General features: G+C 47.6%; 12 protein-coding genes and 1 pseudogene. 2 read left to right on the top strand and 11 right to left on the bottom strand.

What is annotated here, in order from left to right; translation table 11 throughout:
* Window positions 1-51: 51 nt before the first annotated feature.
* From ACWGOO_RS10700 to ACWGOO_RS10680, 5 genes and pseudogenes are all read right to left on the bottom strand, one after another.
* Entirely contained in the window at window positions 52-1572 is a 1521-nt protein-coding gene (locus ACWGOO_RS10700; protein WP_452483175.1) for a DHA2 family efflux MFS transporter permease subunit, read from the bottom strand.
* A 15-nt stretch (window positions 1573-1587) separates the two neighbouring features.
* Window positions 1588-2241 (bottom strand): HlyD family efflux transporter periplasmic adaptor subunit, encoded by a 654-nt coding sequence (locus ACWGOO_RS10695; protein ID WP_452483173.1) that lies wholly within the window; start codon window positions 2239-2241, stop codon window positions 1588-1590.
* 361 nt (window positions 2242-2602) lie between these two features.
* Window positions 2603-3421 (bottom strand): hypothetical protein, encoded by an 819-nt coding sequence (locus ACWGOO_RS10690; protein ID WP_452483171.1) that lies wholly within the window; start codon window positions 3419-3421, stop codon window positions 2603-2605.
* Between the two features lie 20 nt (window positions 3422-3441).
* Window positions 3442-3900, bottom strand: a complete 459-nt coding sequence (locus tag ACWGOO_RS10685) for a flavodoxin (RefSeq protein WP_452483169.1) — start codon at window positions 3898-3900, stop codon at window positions 3442-3444.
* 387 nt (window positions 3901-4287) lie between these two features.
* Window positions 4288-13161 (bottom strand): annotated as a pseudogene (locus tag ACWGOO_RS10680) (amino acid adenylation domain-containing protein); the annotation flags it as partial.
* Window positions 13162-13924: 763 nt separating this feature from the next.
* Here ACWGOO_RS10680 and ACWGOO_RS10675 point away from each other — a divergent pair.
* Together ACWGOO_RS10675 and ACWGOO_RS10670 are read left to right on the top strand one after the other, a co-directional pair.
* Window positions 13925-14788, top strand: coding sequence for a class I SAM-dependent methyltransferase (locus ACWGOO_RS10675; protein ID WP_452483167.1), 864 nt, complete (start codon window positions 13925-13927; stop codon window positions 14786-14788).
* Between the two features lie 8 nt (window positions 14789-14796).
* Window positions 14797-15543: an RluA family pseudouridine synthase gene (locus ACWGOO_RS10670; RefSeq protein WP_452483165.1), complete on the top strand. Its 747-nt coding sequence runs from the start codon at window positions 14797-14799 to the stop codon at window positions 15541-15543.
* 228 nt (window positions 15544-15771) lie between these two features.
* Here ACWGOO_RS10670 and ACWGOO_RS10665 read toward each other — a convergent pair whose 3' ends face one another.
* The 6 genes from ACWGOO_RS10665 to ACWGOO_RS10640 form a co-directional block, all read right to left on the bottom strand.
* Window positions 15772-16242 (bottom strand): MarR family winged helix-turn-helix transcriptional regulator, encoded by a 471-nt coding sequence (locus ACWGOO_RS10665; protein ID WP_452483163.1) that lies wholly within the window; start codon window positions 16240-16242, stop codon window positions 15772-15774.
* Between the two features lie 274 nt (window positions 16243-16516).
* Window positions 16517-18979, bottom strand: coding sequence for a DNA gyrase subunit A (gene gyrA, locus ACWGOO_RS10660; RefSeq protein WP_452483161.1), 2463 nt, complete (start codon window positions 18977-18979; stop codon window positions 16517-16519).
* 22 nt (window positions 18980-19001) lie between these two features.
* Window positions 19002-20981, bottom strand: a complete 1980-nt coding sequence (gene parE / locus ACWGOO_RS10655; protein WP_452483159.1) for a DNA topoisomerase IV subunit B — start codon at window positions 20979-20981, stop codon at window positions 19002-19004.
* Between the two features lie 99 nt (window positions 20982-21080).
* A complete protein-coding gene (locus ACWGOO_RS10650) occupies window positions 21081-22070 on the bottom strand; it encodes an ABC transporter permease (RefSeq protein WP_452483157.1) in 990 nt (329 codons plus the stop codon).
* The gene (locus ACWGOO_RS10645; protein ID WP_452483155.1) at window positions 22063-23139 is read right to left on the bottom strand and encodes an ABC transporter ATP-binding protein; all 1077 of its coding nucleotides are present in this window, start codon (window positions 23137-23139) and stop codon (window positions 22063-22065) included. The genes ACWGOO_RS10650 and ACWGOO_RS10645 overlap by 8 nt, the downstream gene beginning before the upstream one ends.
* On the bottom strand, window positions 23139-24086 hold the full coding sequence (locus ACWGOO_RS10640; protein ID WP_452483153.1) for a GDSL-type esterase/lipase family protein: 948 nt from the start codon (window positions 24084-24086) through the stop codon (window positions 23139-23141). The genes ACWGOO_RS10645 and ACWGOO_RS10640 overlap by 1 nt, the downstream gene beginning before the upstream one ends.
* Window positions 24087-24208: the final 122 nt, after the last annotated feature.

The following is a 24208-nucleotide window of genomic DNA, read 5'->3' as shown; positions in this document are numbered from 1 at the left end:
TTTCTGTCCGTGGAAATAATGTAAGCCATCCAGTCGATATTTTGTAGTTCTTTATAAAGCTTCCGGCTGTGTCTTTGCTTTCTTCCTCTGAATAAACAAAAAGATTAGTGGAATCGTGCAAAACAGCGGTATGGATGAAATGAGGAACGTATCCCCAATTCCTCTTGATGTGGCATCCAGTGTGATTAAGCTACTTATGGATGACATCCATGAGCTGCCCAACGACGCTTGCAGCGCATGAGCCGCGTCCGGTGTAACAGTCTCCGAAATTTGTTGGGCATGAGCTGCCGAGCGACTTTGCATGATCGCGGTCAGCACCGCAATAGCCATAGCTGAAGCAACAGTACGTACCAGATTAGATGCAGTAGATGCATTGCCTACCTTGCTCGGATGAACAGCGTTCATGCCGACCGTGGACAATGGCATCATACAAATACCAATTCCCAGCCCCCGTAATGACATTACAGTTTCCAACCAAGCATGCGAAGTATTTGGCGTAAGCTGATGAAGATGATATGTCATAAAGCTGGTTAGTGTCAGACCAACAAGTCCTAGAGGCACAATTCCGTACTTATCAAACAGTCGCCCGGCAATAGGCATCATAACTGCCATGGCAATTGCCTGTGGAATGAGGATAATACCCGTATCAATCGGCGACACACGCTGAATATTTTGCAAAAACAACGGTGTTAGGAACGTTCCTCCGTACATCCCCATCATGACAAGACTAGAGGCAATAACACTAATCGTAAATCTTGAATTCTTGAATAATGAAATTTCAATTACAGCATTATCTTTGCCGCTTTCTACATAAATGAGAAAGACAAGTGCCCAAAAGGCGACGAACAGCAGAAATACGATTTTAAAAGAAGTCCAACCATCATGCTGACCGTTTGTCAGTGCGTACAAGAGTGTTCCCGCGCAAGTTGCGGCCAGCAAAAAACCAGGCAAATCAAACGGCTTCGGTGTTGCTTTAGACGGCTCTTTGATTAGGAGAATGACCATTAAAATTGCAAATAAAGCAACCGGCACACTGACAATAAACAAGAACCGCCAGTTAAACCACTCAATTAAATATCCGCTTAGCGTAGGTCCTACAGCAGGTGCTGCCATTGCGGCGATCCCCCATATCCCAAGGGACATACCGATTTGTTCACGCGGCATGATTTTGTAAATAATCGTCATACTCAGCGGCATAATCACACCACCTCCCAGACCAGCCAGCACTCGTGCTGCGATCAGGGAAGAATCACTCCATGCAAAAATACATATTCCCGTTCCCAGCGAGAACACGCTGAGCGCAAGTATTAAAAACTTTTTGTATCCGATGCGCTGCTCCATATATCCGGTAATCGGGACGATTACACCAGATGCAAGCGTGTAACCTGTAATAACCCACTGAATACGTGTCGTCGTTGATCCTAAGTCCGTCGTCAATCGAGGAATGGCGACATTGATCAGACTGTTGTTCAGAATGGCAACAAAGGCGCCTAAAACGATGGCAAAAAAAGCAAGCCAGCGTTCTTTGGAAGAATCTGTCGAAGGAGCAGCAGCAGTTTCATTGGCAGCCACATGGACCCCTCCTTTTTAAGGTGTATGAATTTTAACTTCCACATTCGTTCCTGGAATGAGCTTGATATCCTTCGGCTTGTTAACAGCAATTTCTACAGGCACACGCTGGGTCACCTTGTTAAAGTTACCGCTTGTGTTTACCGCAGGAATGAGCGAGAACACCGCATTTGAGGCTTCGCCCACTTTGCGAACTTTGCCTTGGATCGTCTTGTCACCTGCAGCATCAAGCGTAATGTCAACAAGCTGTCCCGGTTTAATGCGGTCAATATCGGTTTCTTCAATATTCGTGGAGACATACAGGCTGTTCATATCAACCATGGTTGCAACAGCACTGCCCGGAGAACCGATTTCATGCTCCTTCGAATAAATCTTAATGACGGTACCGTTGATCGGCGCACGCAGTACGGACTTGCTGATCATGCTGGAATCCAGTCCCGATACATCCTGCTCGGCAATCGGTTCATTACGCTGAAGAACATCGCCTTCCTCCACATCAATGTGTGTAATCTCTCCGGAAATTTGCGGCATGACCTTATATTGATCCGCTTGAATGCGCGCATCGTCACTCTTAACAAAGTGTGTTGCCTGATACCAATAATAGTAGCCAATAGCTCCACCACTTAGAATGAGCAGTACAATGAGAATTGGCAGTACGGTTTTCTTACTCACTTCTTCCACCCCTGTTGTCCAAAAAATTTTATTATTCAACGCTAATATTTTAATTTTGAAATATTAGGCCATCAAACCAAACCGTGAACGTAAAATAAGCACATGGCAGCATACCATGCAAAAGAAAGAACATTATCTATGTACATAGGCAGTCCTTGTCTATGCTCACACACCGTCTCCTTTTATATTTAAATATTTTCATATAAATATCGTACATTGAAATATTATAGTTATATTTATCTATTCAGGCAATATAAATTTTCAGTTTTTCAAAAAAATTTTCATAAAAAAGAGCCTTGTTTCCCAAGGCTATTCCAACAAAAAAGGTATTATTTACATTTAAAGGGTTTCAAAAAATACACTAAGAGAAAAGCAAAGGTCCCAATGACCGTTCTTTACGGTTTTTGGCCTCCTGCTGCTCTTTTTTGTTCTTATCCATCCTGTTGCTATTGCCCTGTGATCGTTGTTCCCCTATGCAGGCTCCGCAACGACATCGTTCTGTTGTCGCGTGTATATCCTCTCTGGAATCCCGCAATAACCGAACGTAATCCAGAGATTGCTGTAAAGAAGCAGGACCCGGGATAAAGCGGACTTTTTTGCCTTCCAGCAAACAGTAGACCTCAATAAGCTGCGGAAGAGCGCCAAATGCATAATAACAAAAAACATTCGTCAAATGTTGAAATGTATGAATAACGTTGGGATTATAATCCACGATGTACTTCTGAATCAGTAAGGAATCGGCTCCAACTGACAGTTGCCAGGCAGCCTGCACAATAAGCGAAATGTCGACCTCAAGCTCAGGGACCGGCGTGCAAAATTGCTCATACAACATCACCGGCACTGACAAGTCCCTATTTAACGCACAAATTTTAGACAGCTCGCCTGACACTTTATTTTTAATGTCCCAGTAATGGAACAACGATTCGAAGCCGGCTGGCTGTTTGGGCCACCATTTCTCCAGCATGTACTGGACGGGGATTTCCCGCCGCACCTCTACTTCCATTCCGAAGTATTCATTTAGCGCATGCCCTACCACATATTGAACCCGTTGCCTCCAATTCCAGCCTTCACGCCCGCGTTTTCCCTGCGATTGACGGGTAGACTGCGGAGTTCTCCACATCTCCTCAAGCTGATAGTCGTGCAGAAGAGGAAAGCCGCTTAAGCTATCACTGTTGCGCATACCTATCCCTCGCTCTCTTCTCAGGATACCCCAATACCAGCCCGTACAAATTGTCTTCCGTAAGCCCGGCAATTTTCCTTCTCATCGTCCAGTGGGTTGAATTCGATCTTCAAGCTCTCCTGAATAACAGTTGCGCCGCGTTCTTTGACTTTTTCCTCTACCAGGTCAACCGCACCGCAGAATTGTGTATAGGATGTATCTCCGCTGCCAAATACAGCGGTCTTTTTACCGGATAGATCAAGCTCATCCAGTTCCTCGTAAAAATCTAAAAATTCATCAGGAAGCTCTCCATCTCCCCATGTATATACACCCAACAGGAACCCGTCATAACCGAGCAGTTCCTGCGCGCTGCAATCATACGAAGCCTTCAACTCCGCCTCATGTCCTGCCTGGCGGACGCCTTCGGCGATCAATTCCGCGATTTCCTCTGTATTACCAGTCATACTGGCATAAGCAATCATGATTTTACCCAAGTCCATCCCTCACTTTTGTTTGATGTATGGAATGCATTCATTTCCTATTACTCAAATAATATTTGATAATGATTCTCATTGTCAAATATTAATTTCAAAAAAGTGTTTTATGCTTGGTAAAACATACGCAAAACAGCCGCAAAACATGCGGCTGTTCGTGTTGTTGTCAATGACGACGGCTTCTATGCCTGTCAGCTCTGCGTAATCCAGCCATTGTTCAGTGGTTATGGGATTGATTTCATTTTAAAATGGTAGCCATCAATCCTTTGCATCAAAAGTGCTGTACGCTACCCTGTACTTTCATGAGCGACATACGAAAAATGCCACGCCCTATTGTTAGGACCCTGACATTTTTCGTCTATCGATTTTCTTAAAGGAATACGTCTCGCTTCCTTACTGAGTTACGATCAGATCTGATAGAATCTTATCATTTGCAGCTTGGAAGATTCGATGGAGTTCCGCGCTGTTTTCCTTATACGGAAGGAGCAAAGTAATTTGAAGAACACTTTCTGTATGTGTAGACTCAAAGAAAATCACTTTTCCCCCGCCAGCCTGCTCTTTCCTCGTATTCAAAGCGCTGAGCATATTCAAATCTTCACGCATTTCCCCCAAATAGTTGAACACAATAGGCAGCTGTTCAAACCCCTTTTTTAGAAGACTGCTTGATTGTGGGTAAGCCTGTTCCAACTCTTCGTTAAAGATCAGATTTAAAAAGTTCAAATGATGAGTTGAGGTAACATCCAATTGCCTCTGAATATCGTTTTCATAGGATGTCGCCCCTTCCTTCTGGAATAAAACGGGGATATGGTCAATAAATTCTCCCACCAATCCGAAGTAGTTCCGCTCCCCATACTGTCTTCCATACTGCGTCATCCAAAGTGGGACCTCTGACATGTGAAAGTAGCTGCTAAAGAACTGGAATGCCATTTGCAATGAAATATCCCACAGGCCTACAGCCCCATTTCTCGTTGGAATATCATGTATCCTCAGTTCCCAAATGTACTGGGTAGATTCTGCATTGTTGTACTCCCGGGTACGTTCATGGATGCGACTATTATTGTCCTCAAACGATAGGAGCTTGAATTGCTCCACAATTTGCTGATCACAGATTTCCCGAGGGCCTTGACGGATATGATCCACATAATCCCGGTAATGCAATGTTTCCGTTGTCTCCGCCTGCTGTGTATGATCGTATGCTTCAAGGAGTTGGCTATGCAAAACTACGCCGCTCGTACCATCAAAAATGATGTGTGAGCATGGCAGCAACAGCAGATGTTCCCGCAGGTTTAATTGAACCAGCAGTATCCGATATTGCAGAGTTTGTGTCTGCTCATACGGTTCAAAATACAGGTTCGACATGATGGATGAAAGAAGCTGCTGTTGTGTCTGCACCGGATAGGCTGAAAGATCCACACGAGGTACAGAAATGTTCTCTGGTGTTGACCGTACTTCCCATTGCCAGACACCATCGGATTGTACAAGCACACTTCTCAGTAATTCATGACGATGAATGAGCTGCCGTACTGCTGTAGACAGACGTTCCATATCCACGTAACGGTCCAGCCGGATCACCGTACCTGAGGAGGCAGGATGCAGCAAATGGTAATGCTGAGCAGGTGCCAGCAAAAAACGATGGATAACCTCTGTACTAAGTATATTTTCATTCCAGTGCGCATTCATTTTGGCGATTTTTGGAATCCATTCCTCAGCCTGACGTTGAAGATTGTTTTCTTGTTCCTCATCTGTTTGTTCAATGTCTGTGTGCTCTGTTCTGAGCATTTGGCTTGCGTCCTTCTTACCCATTGGAACAATATAATGGGGATGCAGGTCGGGATGGACATGGGATGAGATCGTCGCTGCGATCTCATCCACCTGATCTGCACGGAATGGATGCACATGCAAAAGCAAATAGTTCCGCTCATTGGCAGCTACAGGTTCAATCATAGCCTGTACGCCAAAGGTTTCGCTAATCCATTGTTCGGTTTCCATGAAGTCCGTAATTCCTGTGTCTTGCTTTGAATCAACGTCGTCAACAGATAACAGATCGGACAAGATTCGAATGGTTTGATGTTGCAGCACTTGATGTATACCCAACAGAATACCTGATTCCTGTGCTTTGGAGACGAGCTGAATGGCCTTTAAAGAATGGCCTCCGAGTTCAAAGAAGTTATCGTCGATGCCTACCTTTTCTACACCGAGCACTGCTTGCCAGAGGTGCGCCAATTGTTGTTCCACTTCATTTCTTGGAGCGACGTATCCCATATCCGAATGACTTGCCCATTCGAGTACAGGCAGTGCCTTACGGTCGATTTTTCCGTTCGGTGTCAGTGGCATGTGCTCCAGTTGTACGAAGAACGAAGGCACCATGTAGTTCGGCAGTTTCTCGCTGAGCAATCTGCGTAGCTCACCTGTACTTACCTCCTGTTCTGCCACATAGTATGCGACGAGTTGATGTTGCCCCTGCTCGTCCTCATGGGCCAACACGATCACCTCTTGTACCTTCTCTACCTTCAGCATACTGGCTTCAACCTCGCCCAGCTCAATCCGGTAGCCCCGGATTTTCACCTGGTGGTCTATGCGCCCCAGATGCTCAATGTTTCCGTCCGGCATCCATCTCGCCAAGTCCCCCGTCCGGTACATCCGCTCATATCCCGCTTCTCCGTCCGCAAACGGATTCGGTATAAATTTCTCATCCGTCAGCTCAGGAAGATGCAGATATCCGCGCGCCAATCCGTCTCCCGAAACACACAATTCTCCTGCTACACCTACTGGTGCTAAATGTCCATGTACATCTACGACATATACCCGGTGGTTCGGCACCGGACGTCCGATAGAAATCACCTCAACTGCGCTTGAATCTTCGGGTAAGGGCCAGATTGACGTTATGATCGAGTCTTCCGTTGGGCCATAGGCATTGTAATACACCACCCCATCCTTCCACTTGTTCACCAGCTCCGTCGTTGCCGCCGATCCCGCTGTAAGGAGAATACGCAGGTTCGGCATTCGCCCCGGTTCCAGATACACCGCGTATGTCGGTGGCAACATCAAAACTGTAATTCGGTGCTCAGCGATATACTGCTCAAACTCCTGGTAATCCAAAATCGTTCCCATCGTCGGTACGTATAACGTTGCCCCACAGAACAACGCCTGAAATATTTCCCAGCAAGCGACATCAAACGAATAACTGGCGAATAGCAGCGTATGGTCTGACAAGCCTATGTGTAGCGTCTGATCGAAATACGTTTTCAGATTACACAGCCCACGATGCTCCACCATAACTCCTTTCGGTTGTCCTGTGGTTCCTGACGTATAGATCACATACGCCAGATCGTTAGAGCCAGACACGGACTCCAGATTGGAACCATCCTCGTGATACACGGACGTGTAGATGAAGCGATTCTGAGCCGTTTCATTTGATGTAGCTGCCTGTGTTTCTGTGAAAAGAGCATTCACAGCAGCCGTTGCGTTCTCCGCCTGTCCCCCGTCCAGTATCAGCACTTTGCCGTCGAAGGTCACTTTTTCCGCCAGTCGGCTTTGAGTCAATAAAATGTCCGCTCCGGAATCGTCAAGCATGTAGCGGATACGCTCTTCTGGATACGTTGGATCTAAAGGTACGTATGCGCCTCCCGCTTTTAATATCGCGAAGATGCCCACGACCATATCCAACGAACGCTCGGTCATCAGACCGACTAAACGGTCTGTCGTCACACCAAGACTCCGCAAGGTACGAGCCAGGCGATTTGCACGCTCGTTTAATTCGCGGTAAGTCAGTTGCTCTCCCTCGAAGAACAATGCCGCCTGCTCTGGTGTCTGCGCTGCTTGCGCTTCAAACAACTCGTGAATCGTTTGCTCACGTGGATGTTCTGCCGTTGTATCACCCCAAATACCAACGATTTGCTCTCGCTCCGACTCAGTCACCACATCCAGCTCATGCACCCGGATGTCCGGGTTCGCCACTACCTGCTCTAGCAATTGCAACAAATGCCCCTGAATTTGCTCTATACTTTCGTACCCAAATACCCGTGCATTGTAGCAAAAGCTCGTTTGGATTGTTTCCCCTGATCGTACCAACAGGTTAAAGTCATAGCTCGTTGTCTCAACAGACTCGATCCCCGAAATGCTGAAGCCGGCCTCCCTACCGTCATCCCGCTGCTCCATTTGTTCCTTCGCCAAAGCATTTGCAAAAATGATTCTGTGGTTGATCAAATCCTGCTTTAGCTCCGTCAGCGCTTGGATATCATCCAGTGGATATGTGCAATAAAGAAGGGAAACCCTGGATTTTTCCTGATTTTGCTTCATCACATCGGAAAAAAGACTGCCCTCGTTGCTGGTGATGCGTACGGGCACCGGATTCAGAAGGGACAAACCGATCTTGGGCTCGGCATTCTGCATATCCGAAGTACTGTCTAAAACCACATTGCCAAACACGACATCATCCGTACCGTTATATTTTTGGAGCAAAATGCCCCAAACGGTTTGTACCAACGTACTTATCGTCACCTGATCACGCTGGGCAATCTGCTGAATTCCGGCAGTCAGGCTTGCGCCCAGATCAAAATCTAAACGCTCCGCCTGATATCCTGCCTTACCTGACATTTTAGCCTGTGGCAAACGAACCTGCTCTTCATACCCTCCCAGGTATTCGTCCCAGTAACGTGAGGCTTTCTTACGGTCTTGATGTGCTTTCAATACATGTACCGTTTCTTGTAGTGTGATCCATTCCAGCTCACCCAGTGTCGTATCCGGATTCGCCGTAATTGCTTCAGCCAACCGCACAAAGTGGCGCGTGATCTGCTCTATCGTTTTCCGCTGGTATAGTGTAGTCGCATACTGCAATCTTAATTGGATACCCGCCTCTTCCTCGCTCGCTTCCAGCGTCAGGTCGAATTTAGCTGGAGTCTGCTCCATTTCATATGGACGAAAGCTCAGGTCTTTGAGCTTCAGTTCGCTTTGCTCCGTGTTTTGCAGCACAAACATCGTATCGAACAGTGGATTCCGGCTCATATCCCGCTTGACATTCAATTGGTCCACCAGTGTCTCAAACGGATAGTCCTGATGCTCGTAGGCTTGCAAGGCACGTGTTTTTACGTCTTCTACGTAGCTACGGAACGTCTGCTCTGCGGTCGGATAATTGCGTAGTGCGAGGGTTCCGACAAACATCCCAATGATGGGTTCCAAATCGGCATGTGGACGTCCGGCGATCGGGGTGCCGACAATAATATCTTCCTGCCCCGTGTACTGATACAGCAGTGCTGTGTATGCTGCCAGCAGTACTATGTACAGCGTGGAGCCGGTTTGTGCTGCCAGTTCTTTCAAGCGTTCGCTAACTTCGCTCTCCAATCCGAACATCACCGTGTCGCCGGACGTGCTCCGTACCGCGGGGCGTACAAAGTCAGTTGGCAGATCCAGCACAGGCAGCTCGCCCTGAAAAGTATTGAGCCAATATGCTTCCTGACGTTTCATCCAGTCCTGTTGTGCTTCACTTTGCTGCCATACGGCGTAGTCTTTGTATTGAATACGCAACGGAGATAGCTCCTTACCTCTATACAATTGAACAAATTCGTTGGTCAAAACCCCCGTCGACATACCGTCAGAGATGATATGATGCATGTCGACCATCAAAAGATGCTGCGGTTCTTCATCTATTTTTTGTACGGCTAGATCTACCAATGCTACTCGCAACAGCGGAGCGGCTTGCAAATGAAATGGACGCACAAAGGCGCGAACAAGCGTCTCTATTTTTGCCTCTATAGCAAGCACATCCGTTACGGTCTGTTGTTCTTCTATCTTCATATACTCCACTTCGAATGGTACCGTGTCCTGAATCCGCTGTATAGGCTCACCGTTCACCAATTCAAAGCTAGTACGAAGGGTCGCATGGCGCAAAATTATCTGACGAAACGCTTCTTCCACCCGTTTCACATCCAACAGGCCACTCACCTGGATCACCGCGGGCATGTTGTAGTTTACATCATCCGGATCGATCCGATGCAGCACATACATCCGTTTTTGTGCGGAGGACAGCGGGTAGTAGGCACGCTCTTCCGTCACCGGAATCGATGCGTACGCCACTTGATCCATAATTTCAATCACAACCGCCAACTGCTCAATCGTTGGAGCTTCAAAAATACTACGTAGCGGAAGTAGTTTGTCCAATTCTTTATGAATCTTTGAGACCAGCGTCATCGCTCGTAGTGAATGTCCGCCAATTTCAAAGAAGTTTTCCTTCACGCCAACCTGCGTCAAGCCCAGCACATCCTGCCAGATTTGAGCCAATTTCGATTCCACCCACGTCCGTGCTGCGATATGTTCCACTTCGCTCTGCAGGCTGCCTTCCGGTGCTGGCAGTGCATTGCGGTCGATTTTACCATTCGGGGTTAAAGGCATACGCTCCAGTTGTACGAAGTACGATGGCACCATATAACTTGGAATTTTCTGGCCTAGCTGTCTTCTCAACTCGGCTGCGCCGATTTCCTGCCCGGCGACGTAGTACGCCACCATCAGCATTTGTCCTGTTTCGTCTGCACGGGAAATCACTACCGCTTCTCGTACCCGTTCTACTCTCAGTAACTGCGATTCGACCTCGCCCAGTTCAATCCGATATCCCCGGATTTTCACCTGATGGTCGATTCGGCCCAGAAACTCGATGTTTCCATCTGGCATCCATCTCGCCAAATCGCCTGTACGGTACATCCGTTCATAGCCTATTTCTCCATCCGCAAACGGATTGGCCACAAATTTCTCTGCCGTCAGCTCCGCACGATTCCAATACCCCCGCGCTACACCTGCACCACTGATGTACAGCTCACCACCAACACCAATCGGCACCGGTTTGTGATGTGCATCCAGAATGTACACCGATTCATTGGCTAGCGGAGTTCCAATGGATAATGTATGTACTCCTTTTTCCAGAAGGACATTCAGGTCTTCTGACCCTTCAATCGTATAAGCGGTTGCATCTACCGTCGTTTCTGTGGGGCCATATACATTCGTAATGGCTGGATGATACCCGGACCATTTATGCAGGAATCCGTTTACCAACTGCACCTGCAACGCCTCGCCACCAATCAGGAAATGCCTTACTCCTGGCGATTCCGTTACCGAGATGGTTTCGCTCAAAATGTACAAATGTGCTGGCGTGCCATCCGATAGGTCGATCTGGTGCTTTCGGTAGTAGGCGATAAGCTGCTCCCCATTTAAACTGACCTCGCGCGAAACGATGTGCAACGTGTGGCCTAGCAGCAGACTTGCAAATATCTGCTGTACTGAGGCGTCAAACACATACGCTGACAGCCACGCCACCTGTAAAGGTTGGTCATAACGGCTGTACACGCGCTCAGCCAAAGCATGGACAAGATTGCTTACGCTGTCTTGCTCAATCATGACTCCTTTCGGCTGCCCGGTCGTTCCTGAGGTGTAAATCATGTAGGCCAAAGCGTTAGGGCCAGATACTGGCTCCAGATTTGAACCATCCTTGTGATATACCGACGGCTCCCCACTTAGCACCAATATCTTACCGTCGAAGGCTACGTTCTCCACCAGATGATTTTGTGTCAACAACAGATCTGCTCCCGAGTCGTCCAGCATGTAGCGGATGCGTTCTTCTGGATATGCTGGATCAATGGGCACATAAGCGCCCCCGGCCTTTAAGATGCCGAGAATGCCAACGATCATATCCACTGACCGATCAGCCATTAAACCGACCAAGCGGTCTGTTGTCACACCATGACTACGTAGTGTACGGGCCAGTCGATTCGACCTATCATTCAACTCACGATAGGTCAGCGCAGTTTCTTCATAAATCACAGCGATCTGCTCCGGTATCCGCTTTGCCTGTGCCTCGAATAACTCATGAAGCGTCCCGACAGGATATTCGGCAACGGGTCCGCTCCATACCTTCGTCAGTTCCGTCTCTTCTGTAGCGGTCAGCAAAAGGATGTCCCGCAGCAGGATTTCCGGTGTATGCGCAATCTGCACGAGCACATGTTCCAGATGTCCAGCTAATCGTGTCATGGCTTCATCGCTATAGACATGACTGTTGTAAGAAAGTATAAAGTTCAGTCCTTTTCCATCTTCCACTTCAATATTGAAATGGTAAGGTGTTTCTTCGTACAAATGGGCGTCCTCCACGATGAATCCAAGCCGTTCCTCCAGATCAGATTGGCCGATCATATCCTCAAACGGGTAGTTTTCAAATACGAAGAAATGATCCAGTAGTTGCTGCTTGAGCGCCGACTGAGACTGAATTTCAGCTAGTGAGCAATAGTCGTATGTCTGTGATTGAACGGCCATCTGCTGCACTACACGAAGGAGTTGTGAGAATGACTGTGCCGCCTCCAATTTTATTCGTACAGGTATGGTATTAATAAACAGTCCTAACATCTGTTCGACACCTTTAAGTGCAGGGGGGCGACCAGAAACAACCGTCCCAAAGACGACGTCTTCACTTTGGTTGTAACCTCCCAAAACTACTCCCCACGCAGCCAGAAACAGGCTGCTGAGGGTCGCCCCATTGCATTCGGCTACAGCCCGTAATTGACGGGTCGTTTCTCCCGCAAGCGGTGTTTTGATCTTGCACAAAGAGTACCCGTCGTCTGCCTGAAGCGCACGGGCTACTGGTAAAGTCGGTAGCACGGCTAGCTGATCATAGCCGTCCAGTAAGGAGCGCCAGTGCTCCTTCGCCGCATCCTTATCCTGCTTATCCAGCCAGCGGGCATAGTCGGTAAATGAATGCGGTCTAGGTAGTAACACAGGTTTCCCCGCTTTCAGCGCTTCATAAGCACCGAACAACTCTTCCTTTACAATTCCGAGGCACCAGCCATCCATAATAATATGGTGAAAGCTTAAAAGCAGCGTATATGCGTTCGTCCGGGTTTGAAGCACGGTCAGACGGACGAGCAAATCTTTGCTCAGATCGTAACGATCATTCCGGGCTGCGTCTGCATATTTACGAACCGCTTCAGCTCTCTCTACCTCAGAGATATCCGTCAAGTTCTCATAATGAAGGGTTGCCTCACGCTCCTTAAACACAATGAGCCGCGCGCGCGAGGCACTTTTATAGTAAATGTTCGAACGAAGCGATTCATGACGCTGTACCAGAGTCTGAAAACTCTTTTGCAGAGCCTCCAAGTTGAGCACTCCCCGGATGGTAATCCGCACCTGCTCATAATACGCCTGTGATTCCGGCTCCATCACTGTATGAAAGAGCATCCCCTCCTGCAAAGGAGTCAAATTAGCCACTTTTTCGATTTCAAGGCTGTTACTCATCGGATTCCTCCCGTGGACAAATAATTATAGACTCTCATAAAATTGCTTTTATAATCTTTGAATCTCATCCAAATCCAGTTCATTTCCCAAAATATCAGTAGCCATTCAATAGACGATTCACAACTGTAAATCCTCTATACCATGAAATTCTCCTCCTTACAATAGTATGGTAAAACAACAATGTCCCTACCATTCAGGCGTTAATATGCATATATGGGGATAGTTGTTCCGATGTTAAATAGCACAATCAAAAATTTAATAAAAGATTTAAAACAGAATAGAAGTGTTAAATTTCATATCGTGGTGTGAGTAAAATAAGTTGTAATTTAAGTGTATAAACTTATGAAGTGTTAAAATTTTGGGGGGGACTAAAATCTTAAGTTTAGAACTAAATATTCCAGTAACATAGATATAATTGATGAAAAACGTCGAGGTTATATAAATTGTTATCTTCGATAAGAAAACATTATATATAACAATTTATCACATAATAAAATATAAAATTGAAAAATGTCAACATCTTTTAAATACCTTGAAAATAAATAACTTGGAAAATAAACAATTCTGCAGCATAACAAATATTTGAATATCACTAACCGCCATAAAACGACAAAAAACGCTGGGATCTATAACTGTCAATACCAGCTTCTCCATGGAATCATTCGATTGTTGCTGAGGTTTGTTGTACAATAGACTCCATATGGGGATTTTTGAGCAGAGGACTGCCTTAATCCTGAATTGACTGCTGAAGGATGGATTGTACATGTATGTAGCACAAGAATGGAAAGATTATGAAGTAGTAGATACAGGCGGCGGCGAAAAGCTGGAGCGTTGGGGCGATATTGTCCTGCGGCGGCCTGATCCGCAAATTATATGGCCTTTGTCCCAGGAAACAACCGAGTGGCGCGATGTTCATGGACATTACCACCGCAGTTCCTCCGGGGGCGGTAGCTGGGATATGAACAAACCTACTCCCGAGCGTTGGACGATCAGCTACGGGCCGCTTAAATTCCACATTAAACCGACCAGCTTCAAGCATACCGGTCTTTTTCCGGAGCAAGCAGCGAACTGGAGCTGGATGATGGATAAAATCAAAGGCGCAGGCAGACCGATTTCGGTATTGAACCTGTTCGCCTACACTGGGGGAGCCACTACTGCCGCAGCGTATGCTGGAGCGAGTGTTGTCCACGTGGATGCTGCCAAAGGCATGGTGCAATGGGCGAAGGAAAACGTGCAATTGTCCGGTTTAGCCGACCGTCCGGTGCGCTTCATCACAGACGACGTATTCAAGTTCGTGCAGCGGGAGCAACGCCGGGGAAACCGATATGATGCGATCATTATGGACCCTCCTTCTTACGGACGCGGACCAAACGGAGAAACATGGAAGCTGGAAGAAAGCCTGTATCCATTTCTGGAATCCTGTATGAGCATCATTTCCGAACAACCGTTATTCATGCTGATTAACTCCTATACCACAGGGATTTCGCCTACCGTACTGCGCAACATGCTGAGCATGACGATGCAACAAAAGTACGGCGGACAAATCAGCGCTGGTGAAATCGGATTGCCGATCACCCGCTCGGGATTGAATTTACCTTGCGGTATTCTCGGACGCTGGGAGGCTTAATTCCTCTTATGACTCCAGATGAACTTACCCGACACGGGCATGCACAGCCGAATATCCCTGTTCTATATGAGGACAACCATGTTCTGGCCGTTGTGAAGCCTGTCAACGTTCCAACACAAGAGGACGCCAGCGGTGATCCTGATCTGCTGTCTTTACTCAAGGAAGACCTCAAAATCAGACACGATAAGCCTGGTAATGTCTTTTTAGGACTGGTTCACAGATTGGATCGGCCTGTAGGCGGCGCCATGATCTTTGCCAAGACGTCCAAGGCCGCTTCTCGGCTGTCAGAGTCGGTTCGAAGCCGTAGTTTCCGCAAAATGTATGCAGCGGTTTTAAGTGGTGTTCCCGCAACCTCACAAGGCCGTCTGACCCATCACCTGCTAAAGGACAGCCGTACTAACACGGTTCAGGCAGTTCGTCCCGGCACGGCCGGGGCCAAGGAGGCCATTTTAGAATACCAAGTGCTTGGACAAGCAGATGGACTCAGTCTTGTACAAATTAAGCTACACACCGGACGCTCGCATCAGATTCGTGTACAGATGCAAGCTATCGGCTGTCCTCTATACGGGGATCAAAAATACGGTGGCAACCTGAGCCGCCCGGGTCAACAGTTGGCGCTCTGGTCCCTGCTTGCCGGGGCATCGCATCCTGTTAGCAAGGAGAACATGAGCTTCCACTCATTCCCTCCAGCCCAATTCCCATGGAGTGAGTGGCCCAAATCGCTTTATGAAAGTATGCTCAAAACTGAAAATTGAACAGGCAAGTCCTGCTATCCAGCTTTTAATACTTCAAGTTCAATATACAAAAAGAACCCGTAACGCATGTAATCAAATAAACATGCATTGCGGGTTCTTTTTTGTTAAAAATCTGATAGCCCTCCCGTCCTTATGACGAGGAGACCACCATTATCCGCGTTTTTTGTTTAGAATATTAAAGAGACAGTCTGTTCATGTATGCTGTTTTTCATTCAACCCATGTTTCGCTTACTCTGCTCGCTCTATTTGTTCCTTTACTTCCTTTGCCTCGCTTGCCGATGCAGACGTTTTCGTCTTTGTAGTGATTTTACCCAACAGATAAACCAGCAAATTTTGATTATGCTGCGAAATCCGGTTTAGTGCAGAGCCCAGAAAATTATCCCTTATTTGCAATCCCCGTTCCGCTTCTTCTCTCCCTTGATCCGAAATGACAATCCATACGATTCTACGGTCCTTTACGTCTCTAAAGCGGGTGACTAGGCGATTCCGCTCCATCCGGTCCAGCAGCATTGTAACCGCCGCAGGTGTGGTTGCGAGATACGGGATCAGTTGAGACGGTTTCATACGGCCGTATTCGTTCAAAACCTCCAGCACCGTAAGCTGAGCCTCAGTCAATGATGGAGCCAATTGCTGCTCCATATGAACCTTGTAATCCTTAGCCATTCTGGACCAGATTTTCGCAAATTCGGTCGTTTGCATTTTGCCTCACTCCTTTGAATAACGGGTCAGTAAAAGCATCAAAGTTACCGTATGGTCCACCGTCCGGATTGTATTTCATCACATTAAATTTTCGCCATTCAGACCTGGTTTCCTGCCGTTTTTGGAGCATCAAATGAAAAGGGGAAGGAAGTCTCACTTCGGTTTTGGAGGCTGGTCAAGGTTCGACAGCATGACGGCAAAAAGGTCCTCATTCGTGCCGGAATGGCACGAGAGAACCTCTCTTTTTCGAGCTGAAAAGCGCTTGACTTTCCTGTTAATCTATGGACTGTGAAATCTGCGGCTCACTACGCGGCAGCACATTTACAATTTCGTCCTTCTTCTCCACAGGAGCCAGCAGCTTGCCTGTATCCTTGCGGTCGGTCAAAGGAGCTTTTTCCGAAAGGAAGGACATCTTCTGTCCTTCTGCTGTGATCGCAAATAATTGAATAGCTTCACGGCAATAGAAGGCAGCCACGATTTGGGTTCCGTTCGAACGTACTCGTTTGCCTTCCTTGAATTCAAAGGTGGTGATTCCTTTACCACCTCGTCCCTGAGCAGGATAATCCAGCAGAAGCGTGCGCTTGCCATAACCGGACTCAGTCAGCACCAGTACTTCTCCTTCATCCTCTTCCACCCACAGCGCTGTGACAATTTTATCGCCTTCCGCCAGCTGTATACCTTTAACACCAGCCGAGACGCGGCCCATCGCATTAACCTCTTGCTCCTTGAAGCGTATGCTCATCCCCGCACGGGTAATCAGCATAATATCCCGGGTACCGTCGCTTAGTGTTACCGATAATACTTCATCGTCCCCGGCTACCTTGCAGGCTGCTACGGCACTGGAACGTTTCGTTGCATATTCCTTCAGCTCTGTTCGCTTCACTTGCCCCTTCTTCGTTACAAACACCAGACTTTTGCCGATTTCCTCCATGTTTTTGATCGGAATGACACTCACGATCCGATCATCCTTGGTTAACGGAATCACGTTAACAATCGGAGTTCCCGGCTCTTTCCACTTGTACTCCGGCACCTGGTGCACAGGCAATAAGAAATATTGTCCGCGCTGAGTGAAGACGAGCAACACATCAAGTGTGTTGACATCAAGCAACTGGGTGACATAATCTCCTTCCTTAACGCCGGAAGCTGAACGCTCCCCACCAGAACGGGTAAAGGACAGCATGCCTGTACGCTTCACATAGCCGTCTTTGGAAAGAGTCAGCAATACATCCTCTGCCCCGACCATGACTTCCAGATTTACCTTAATTTCTTCAACCTCACCCTGTATGTCCGAACGACGCTCAATGCCGTACTTTTCACGAATTTCCAGCAGTTCCTTGCGAATCAAACTGATCAGCTTGCGATCACTTTCCAAAATAGAACGGTACTGTGTAATTTTTTTCTGGATTTCATTTAATTCCTTTTCCAGCGTAGTGATTTCGAGATTTGTGAGACGATAGAGCTGCAAGGTCAAAATAGAATCTGCCTGACGTTCGCTAAAGCCAAACATCCATTGCAAATTATTTTGCGCGTCCTGGCGATTTTTGGAAGCTTTAATGGCCGCAATGACCTCATCCAGAATGTTCAGCGCCTTGACCAAACCTTCCAGCACATGGGCACGATCCTCCGCCTTCTCCAGCTCAAACTGGATACGGTGTGTGACAACTTCGCGCTGATGGGCGATATACGCTTCCAAAATGGACTTCAATCCAAGCTGATGCGGCGCTTTGTTCACAATAGCTACCATGTTGAAGTTGTACGCCACCTGAAGGTCGGTTTTTTTCAGCAAATAAGCCAAAATCCCTTCCGCATCAGCTTCCTTTTTCAGCTCCACCACAATTCTCAGACCGTTCCGTCCACTCTCGTCGCGAACCTCGGCAATCCCTTCGACCTTTTTCTCCAGACGGATATTCTCCATGGCAGTTACGAGCCTTGATTTAACAATCTGATATGGAATCTCCGTAATGACCAGCTGCTGCTTACCTCCGCGCAAAGACTGTATTTCCGTTTTGGAACGGATATAAATACGTCCTTTGCCTGTACGATAAGCGTCTTTAATGCCTTCGCCACCCATAATTAGTCCGCCAGTCGGGAAATCAGGGCCTTTAATAAAGGTCATAATCTCTTCCAGCTCAATCTCCGGCTTTTCCATCACGGCTATGCTGGCGTCAATGACTTCGCGTAAGCTGTGTGTCGGAATTTCAGTTGCAAAACCAGCCGAAATCCCACTGGAGCCGTTTACTAGCAGATTTGGATAACGGGATGGAAGCACAACGGGCTCCTTGGCCGAGTTATCAAAGTTATCCTTGAACATAACCGTGCGTTTTTCAATGTCACGCAACATTTCCATCGCGATCGGAGACAGACGGGCCTCCGTGTACCGCATAGCTGCCGCAGGGTCATCGTCCTGGGAACCCCAGTTGCCGTGACCGTCCACAAGTACGTGACTCATTTTCCAAGGTTGCGCCATCCGCACCATTCCGTCGTAAATCGACGAGTCACCGTGGGGGTGATAATTACCCATAACATCACCGACGGTTTTGGCAGATTTCCGATATGCTTTATCCGGTGTGTTGCCAGAATCGTACATGGAGTATAGAATCCGGCGCTGTACTGGCTTTAACCCATCCCGCACATCGGGTATCGCCCGATCCTGAATAATATATTTGGAATATCGGCCAAAGCGGTCACCGACCACTTCCTCCAGAAAAGCTGGCAAAAATTGCTCCGATAAGCTCATGTATACACCTCATTTGATAGCACTACTCTACATATTCCGTAAAATCTACGTTTTCCACAATCCAGCGCTTGCGCGGATCAACTTTGTCACCCATCAATGTGGACACACGGCGTTCAGCCTTGGCTGCATCCTCAATCTGGACGCGCAGCAAGGTACGTGACTCGGGATTCATCGTCGTTTCCCATAACTGATCAGGATTCATCTCCCCGAGTCCTTTATAGCGTTGAAGCTCAAAATTCCGTCCATATTCCTTTAAGTAATTGTCAAGCTGCTCGTCAGTCCAGGCATAACGTACTGTTTCGAGCTTACCCGACTTCCGGGTTAACTTATACAATGGCGGTTGAGCGATAAATATGCGTCCCGCATCAATCAGCTCTTTCATATACCGATAAAAGAACGTCAGCAATAGCACTTGAATGTGCGCGCCGTCTGTATCCGCATCCGTCATAATAATGATTTTGGAATAATTGCTGTCTTCCAGCGTAAACTCTGTTCCTACCCCCGCCCCGATTGCTGCTGTAATCGCGCGGTACTCATCATTTTTCATAACATCCGCCAGCTTGGATTTCTCCGGATTCATCGGCTTGCCCTTCAAGGGCAAAATAGCCTGAATTTTGGAATCCCGTCCCTGCTTCGCCGATCCTCCAGCCGAATCACCTTCCACGATAAACAATTCGTTTCGTGTAAAATCCTTGGACTGCGCAGGCGATAGCTTGCCGTTTAGATTAGAGCTTTCACTGCGTTTCTTGCCAGAACGCATTTCGTCCCGAGCCTTACGTGCTGCTTCACGCGCTCTGGACGCCTGTACTGCCTTTTTGATTAACGTTTGCGCGACCTGCGGATTTTCCTCCAGAAAACGCTGTATCTGCTCCGATACAATCGCATCCACTGTACTGCGTGCGGAAGCGCTGCCCAGTTGATCCTTTGTCTGACCGACGAATTCAACCTCAGCCATCTTGACACTGATTACGGCCATCATTCCCTCGCGCAAATCGTTGCCTTCCAGATTCTTATCCTTTTCCTTCAGCATTACCGTACGTCGAGCATAGTCGTTCATGACACGGGTGTAAGCGGTTTTGAAGCCCGTTTCATGCGTACCCCCACCGCGTGTGGGAATGGAGTTGACAAACGAAGCAATCGTTTCGGTATAACCTGCGTTGTACTGAATGGCAATTTCCACCTCAACGTCTTCCTTCTCCGCGTTGAAGTGAATGACGTCATGCAGCACGTCCTTGCCTTCATTCAGAAAAGCGACAAACTGACTCGCTCCGCCCTCATAAAAATACTCATCCGATTTCCCGCTGCGCTCATCTTTAAGCTGGATATGGAGACCCGAGTTCAGAAAAGCAATTTCCTGAAGACGCTCGGCCAGCGTATCGTAGTTGAAATGAATGCCTGCCTGGAATACGCGAATATCCGGTTTAAATGTAATTTTCGTGCCTGTCTTGTTGGTATTGCCCAGCACTTCAAGGCCTGTGGTCGGTTCCCCGACATGCTCCACGCCTTTCTTGTCCTGCCAATATTCAAACCGCTGACGGTGAATCTTGCCGTCCCGGTAAATTTCCACTTCAAGCCATTCCGAAAGAGCGTTCGTTACTGACGCGCCCACACCGTGCAGACCCCCGGACTTTTTATATCCCGAACCGCCAAACTTACCTCCGGCGTGCAAAATGGTAAATACAACCTGAGGTGTAGGAATTCCCGTTTTGTGCATTCCCGTAGGAATACCACGCCCGTTGTCTGTTACTGTAACGGAACCGTCCTTATGCATTGTAATGTCAATGCGGGAGCAAAATTTGGCAAGATGCTCATCAACCGCGTTGTCCACAATTTCCCATACCAAATGATGTAGTCCCGAAGAACTGGTGCTCCCAATATACATGCCCGGCCGTTTGCGAACTGCCACAAGCCCTTCGAGCACTTGAATGTCGTCCACGCCATATTCCGAAGCTCCGTTCTGAGTGCCGGACGCTCCCGCAGACAAGTCGATTTTGTCGACCATTCATGCTCCCCCTTTGTCTAATCGTAACCGTGTTTTGCCTTATTCTTGATGATTTTCACCAAAAAATGCAAACAGATGTTTTCTTTTACCTTGTCCATTTTAATTCAATATATCCCGTTTCGTAAAGACAGCGAATGAAACAATCAGCGCCGCAGCCCCCCAAATCCCTAGTACAGCTAAAGAAAACGGCAAGGTCATCCCCTCAATCGGGGCGGGTTTTCCTGATAAATAATCGGTCAATTCGAGGTTAACCATAAATAAATATTTAGCGCTCTGCCAAGATGAGGCCATGTTCGTTAAAATCGTGCCCGAAATGAGCGCAGCCATCATCACCACAATGCTTGCTGCCGTACTACGTACCAGCACCGAAACCATAAAGGCAAGCGAAGCCACCACGAGGCTGACGAACCAGATCAACCCTGCCTGTAGCATAAGATAGTGCCATTGCGGAATCGCATGTACCGCCGACATATCCACCGTCGATCCAACAATTCGGAAGCCCGTAAATACCGGAACATTAAAGCCGCGAAAGCCAAAAAACAAGCCCGATATAAGATAACTGATCACAAACACAGCCAAAATGATGAGCGAAACGAACATATACAGCGTTAGCAACTTGCTCAGCAGCACCTTCCACCGCCTGACAGGACGGGTCAGCAGCATTTTTATGGTACCCGTCGTCCGTTCTCCTGAAACCAGATCGGAGGCAATAGCCATAATAAGCAATGGAACGAACAAATTAATGGAATTGTCCATAAACTCTCTGGTAAAGGTTACACCACTTGGCTCATTCGGGTTTACGTCATTTTCCAGATAATATTGCATTTGTTGGACAAATACTCGCCTGTAGGTCTTCCATTCCTCCGGAACCCGGTCGCTGCCCAGCGAATTTTGGTTATCAGTAATGGCCTGACGCAGCTCCAGTCGCCAGTCATTGCCGAATTTTTCGCGGTTATTTTCCGCCACTTTCATCTGAGCGTACGTAAAAATCGGCACAAGCACAAGCAAGACAAGTAAAATAACATAAAATCGTTTCTTCTTGATGATTTTGAGTGTTTCATTTTGTACGAGCGGTAAAATGTTATTCAAGAATCTCACCTTCCGTCATTTTCAGGAATAGCTGCTCCAGTGTAGGGTTGATTTTGGTTACACCTTTAACGGAAATGCCAGAAGCTGTCATTTGTACGACCAGCTCCGCAATATGCTCTTCATCCATTTCTGTAAAAATAGCATCGGCTCCGCTGCCTGCAACAATGCTGTCATCCATTAATTCATCGGCATTCGTAATCATTTGCACATGCGGAGATTTTTGCAATAGGGCAAGACCCTGATCACGAGGCTCCAGTTGCCATACGGCCATGTGCGAGTGCGCCTCAACCAGTTCACGCACACTACCAACAGCTAGCACCTTTCCCCGACTTATAATGGCCACACGATCACACAACAACTGGATTTCACTAAGCAAATGACTGGAAACAAATACAGCCATGCCCTCTGCCGCTAGCAGACGGATAAAAGCTCTCATTTCCTTGATCCCCTGGGGATCCAATCCGTTTGTCGGTTCATCCAGAATGAGCAACTTGGGTCTGCCAAGCAATGCCTGAGCAATACCAAGTCGCTGGCGCATCCCGAGAGAATACGTACTTACCTTATCATGAATACGGCGATCCATCCGCACTAGCTCCACGACTTCACGAATACGCTGTTCATCCACGCCAGGCTGCATCCGGGCAAAATGCTCCAGATTCTCCCATCCTGTCAGGTAACTGTACACCTCCGGATTTTCCACAATAGAACCGATATGCTGCAAAGCCTGTTCTGGATCACGGTTCACATTATGACCACATACAGTAATGGTGCCCTCCGTAGGCTTGATCAGATCGACCAGCATACGGATGGTCGTTGTTTTTCCGGCCCCATTGGGACCGAGAAAGCCAAAAATTTCACCCGCACGTACGTCGAATGTTACATCATGAATGATCACTTTGCGTCCGATACGCTTTTTGACGTGCTGAACAGAGAGAACCGTTTCGTTGTCGCTTCTGCCTCCGTCTGCACTGCCGATCTGGTTGTCGGAATGATAGCCGGAAGCTCCATCCGTGGTTGTCGAGTCTTTTGCTACATCGGTCTCGGTCTTGTCAACAGATTGGATGCCCATCACTTGTTCCTTCCCTTCTTCACATCAGCGGGTTGACTGCTCGTAGACAGTTGTCCATCCCCTGTATTGTCGCCTTCCTTGGCCGCTGCTACCGCAAAACCTTGAGCGATACGCTCAGCAATTGCCTGATAGCCCTGTCCGTTAGGATGAAAATGATCGGAGGATAGATAAACCGGCAAATTTTGCTGAAATAAATCGAAGGTTGGAATCAGCGTCATATTACTGTTTTGATTGGTAATCGCCATAGCAGCCAAATTCCATTCCGTCACGACGAGATTTCCCGGAGTTTTCATTTCCGGCAGGTCACTGAATGGATTATATAGTCCAACGTATATAATTTTAGCCTTCGGATTGATTTTTCCGACTTTTATCAGCACTTTTTGCAAACGCTTGGCTGCATCAGGCAGAGCTTTGCGCAAGCCGTTAAGCGTAGGTGGCTCTTTGCCAGTTTGGGCAGCTTGTGCCCCCTGAAACAAATCATTTCCGCCAATGGACACGATAATAACGTTAGCCTTTTTCAACACATAAGCCACGCCTGGCTCATCCAGTTTGGTCAAAAGTCCTTGAGTCGTCAGCCCGTTAATGCCCAGATTGTTAATGAGCTGAGCCTTATGGCCTTCCTGATCATTTAACAAGGTCACCGACCGTCGTACAAAACCGCTGCCTGAGTCATCGCCGGTTCCTTTCGCCAGCGAATCTCCAATGGCAGCTACCCGAAACTCCCCCGTCTGAGTTGCAGCGGATGGCGCATTTTGTATCTGCGTTGAACCTGAATTTACAGGTTTGGTGCTAACGAGCGGCTCGGGAGCCGTAATACTTCGTACTGCGGCAATAAATCCGTACAATAATAGCAGTGTGGCGGCGATGGACATGGAACCGACAGACCGCCAGATCCATTTTGATGAATTCACTCGTGTTCCCTCCTGATTACTTGGTGAAATAAACATAAAGCTTCTCATATCATTTTGCAAATAAACAGTTCTGAGTGTTATGAAGCATACATGTGAAAAGAAAGCAGAAAGTTATACCCTTTAAAGTGAAATAAGTGTGAAACTTTTTGTGAAGAGTA

Source organism: Paenibacillus sp. NPDC055715 (assembly GCF_053617595.1).
The sequence above is the reverse complement of the archived record's forward strand: the minus strand, read 5'-3'. Positions and strand labels throughout refer to the sequence as shown.

Excerpts from the sequence above, each read along its gene's own strand:
- ACWGOO_RS10665 (WP_452483163.1), bottom strand. The coding sequence starts at position 16,242 with ATGCAAACGACCGAATTTGCGAAAATCTGGTCCAGAATGGCTAAGGAT.
- ACWGOO_RS10675 (WP_452483167.1), top strand. The coding sequence starts at position 13,925 with ATGTATGTAGCACAAGAATGGAAAGATTATGAAGTAGTAGATACAGGC.
- ACWGOO_RS10685 (WP_452483169.1), bottom strand. The coding sequence starts at position 3,900 with ATGGACTTGGGTAAAATCATGATTGCTTATGCCAGTATGACTGGTAAT.
- ACWGOO_RS10640 (WP_452483153.1), bottom strand. The coding sequence starts at position 24,086 with ATGTTTATTTCACCAAGTAATCAGGAGGGAACACGAGTGAATTCATCA.
- ACWGOO_RS10670 (WP_452483165.1), top strand. The coding sequence starts at position 14,797 with ATGACTCCAGATGAACTTACCCGACACGGGCATGCACAGCCGAATATC.
- ACWGOO_RS10645 (WP_452483155.1), bottom strand. The coding sequence starts at position 23,139 with ATGGGCATCCAATCTGTTGACAAGACCGAGACCGATGTAGCAAAAGAC.
- parE (WP_452483159.1), bottom strand. The coding sequence starts at position 20,981 with ATGGTCGACAAAATCGACTTGTCTGCGGGAGCGTCCGGCACTCAGAAC.
- ACWGOO_RS10690 (WP_452483171.1), bottom strand. The coding sequence starts at position 3,421 with ATGCGCAACAGTGATAGCTTAAGCGGCTTTCCTCTTCTGCACGACTAT.
- gyrA (WP_452483161.1), bottom strand. The coding sequence starts at position 18,979 with ATGAGCTTATCGGAGCAATTTTTGCCAGCTTTTCTGGAGGAAGTGGTC.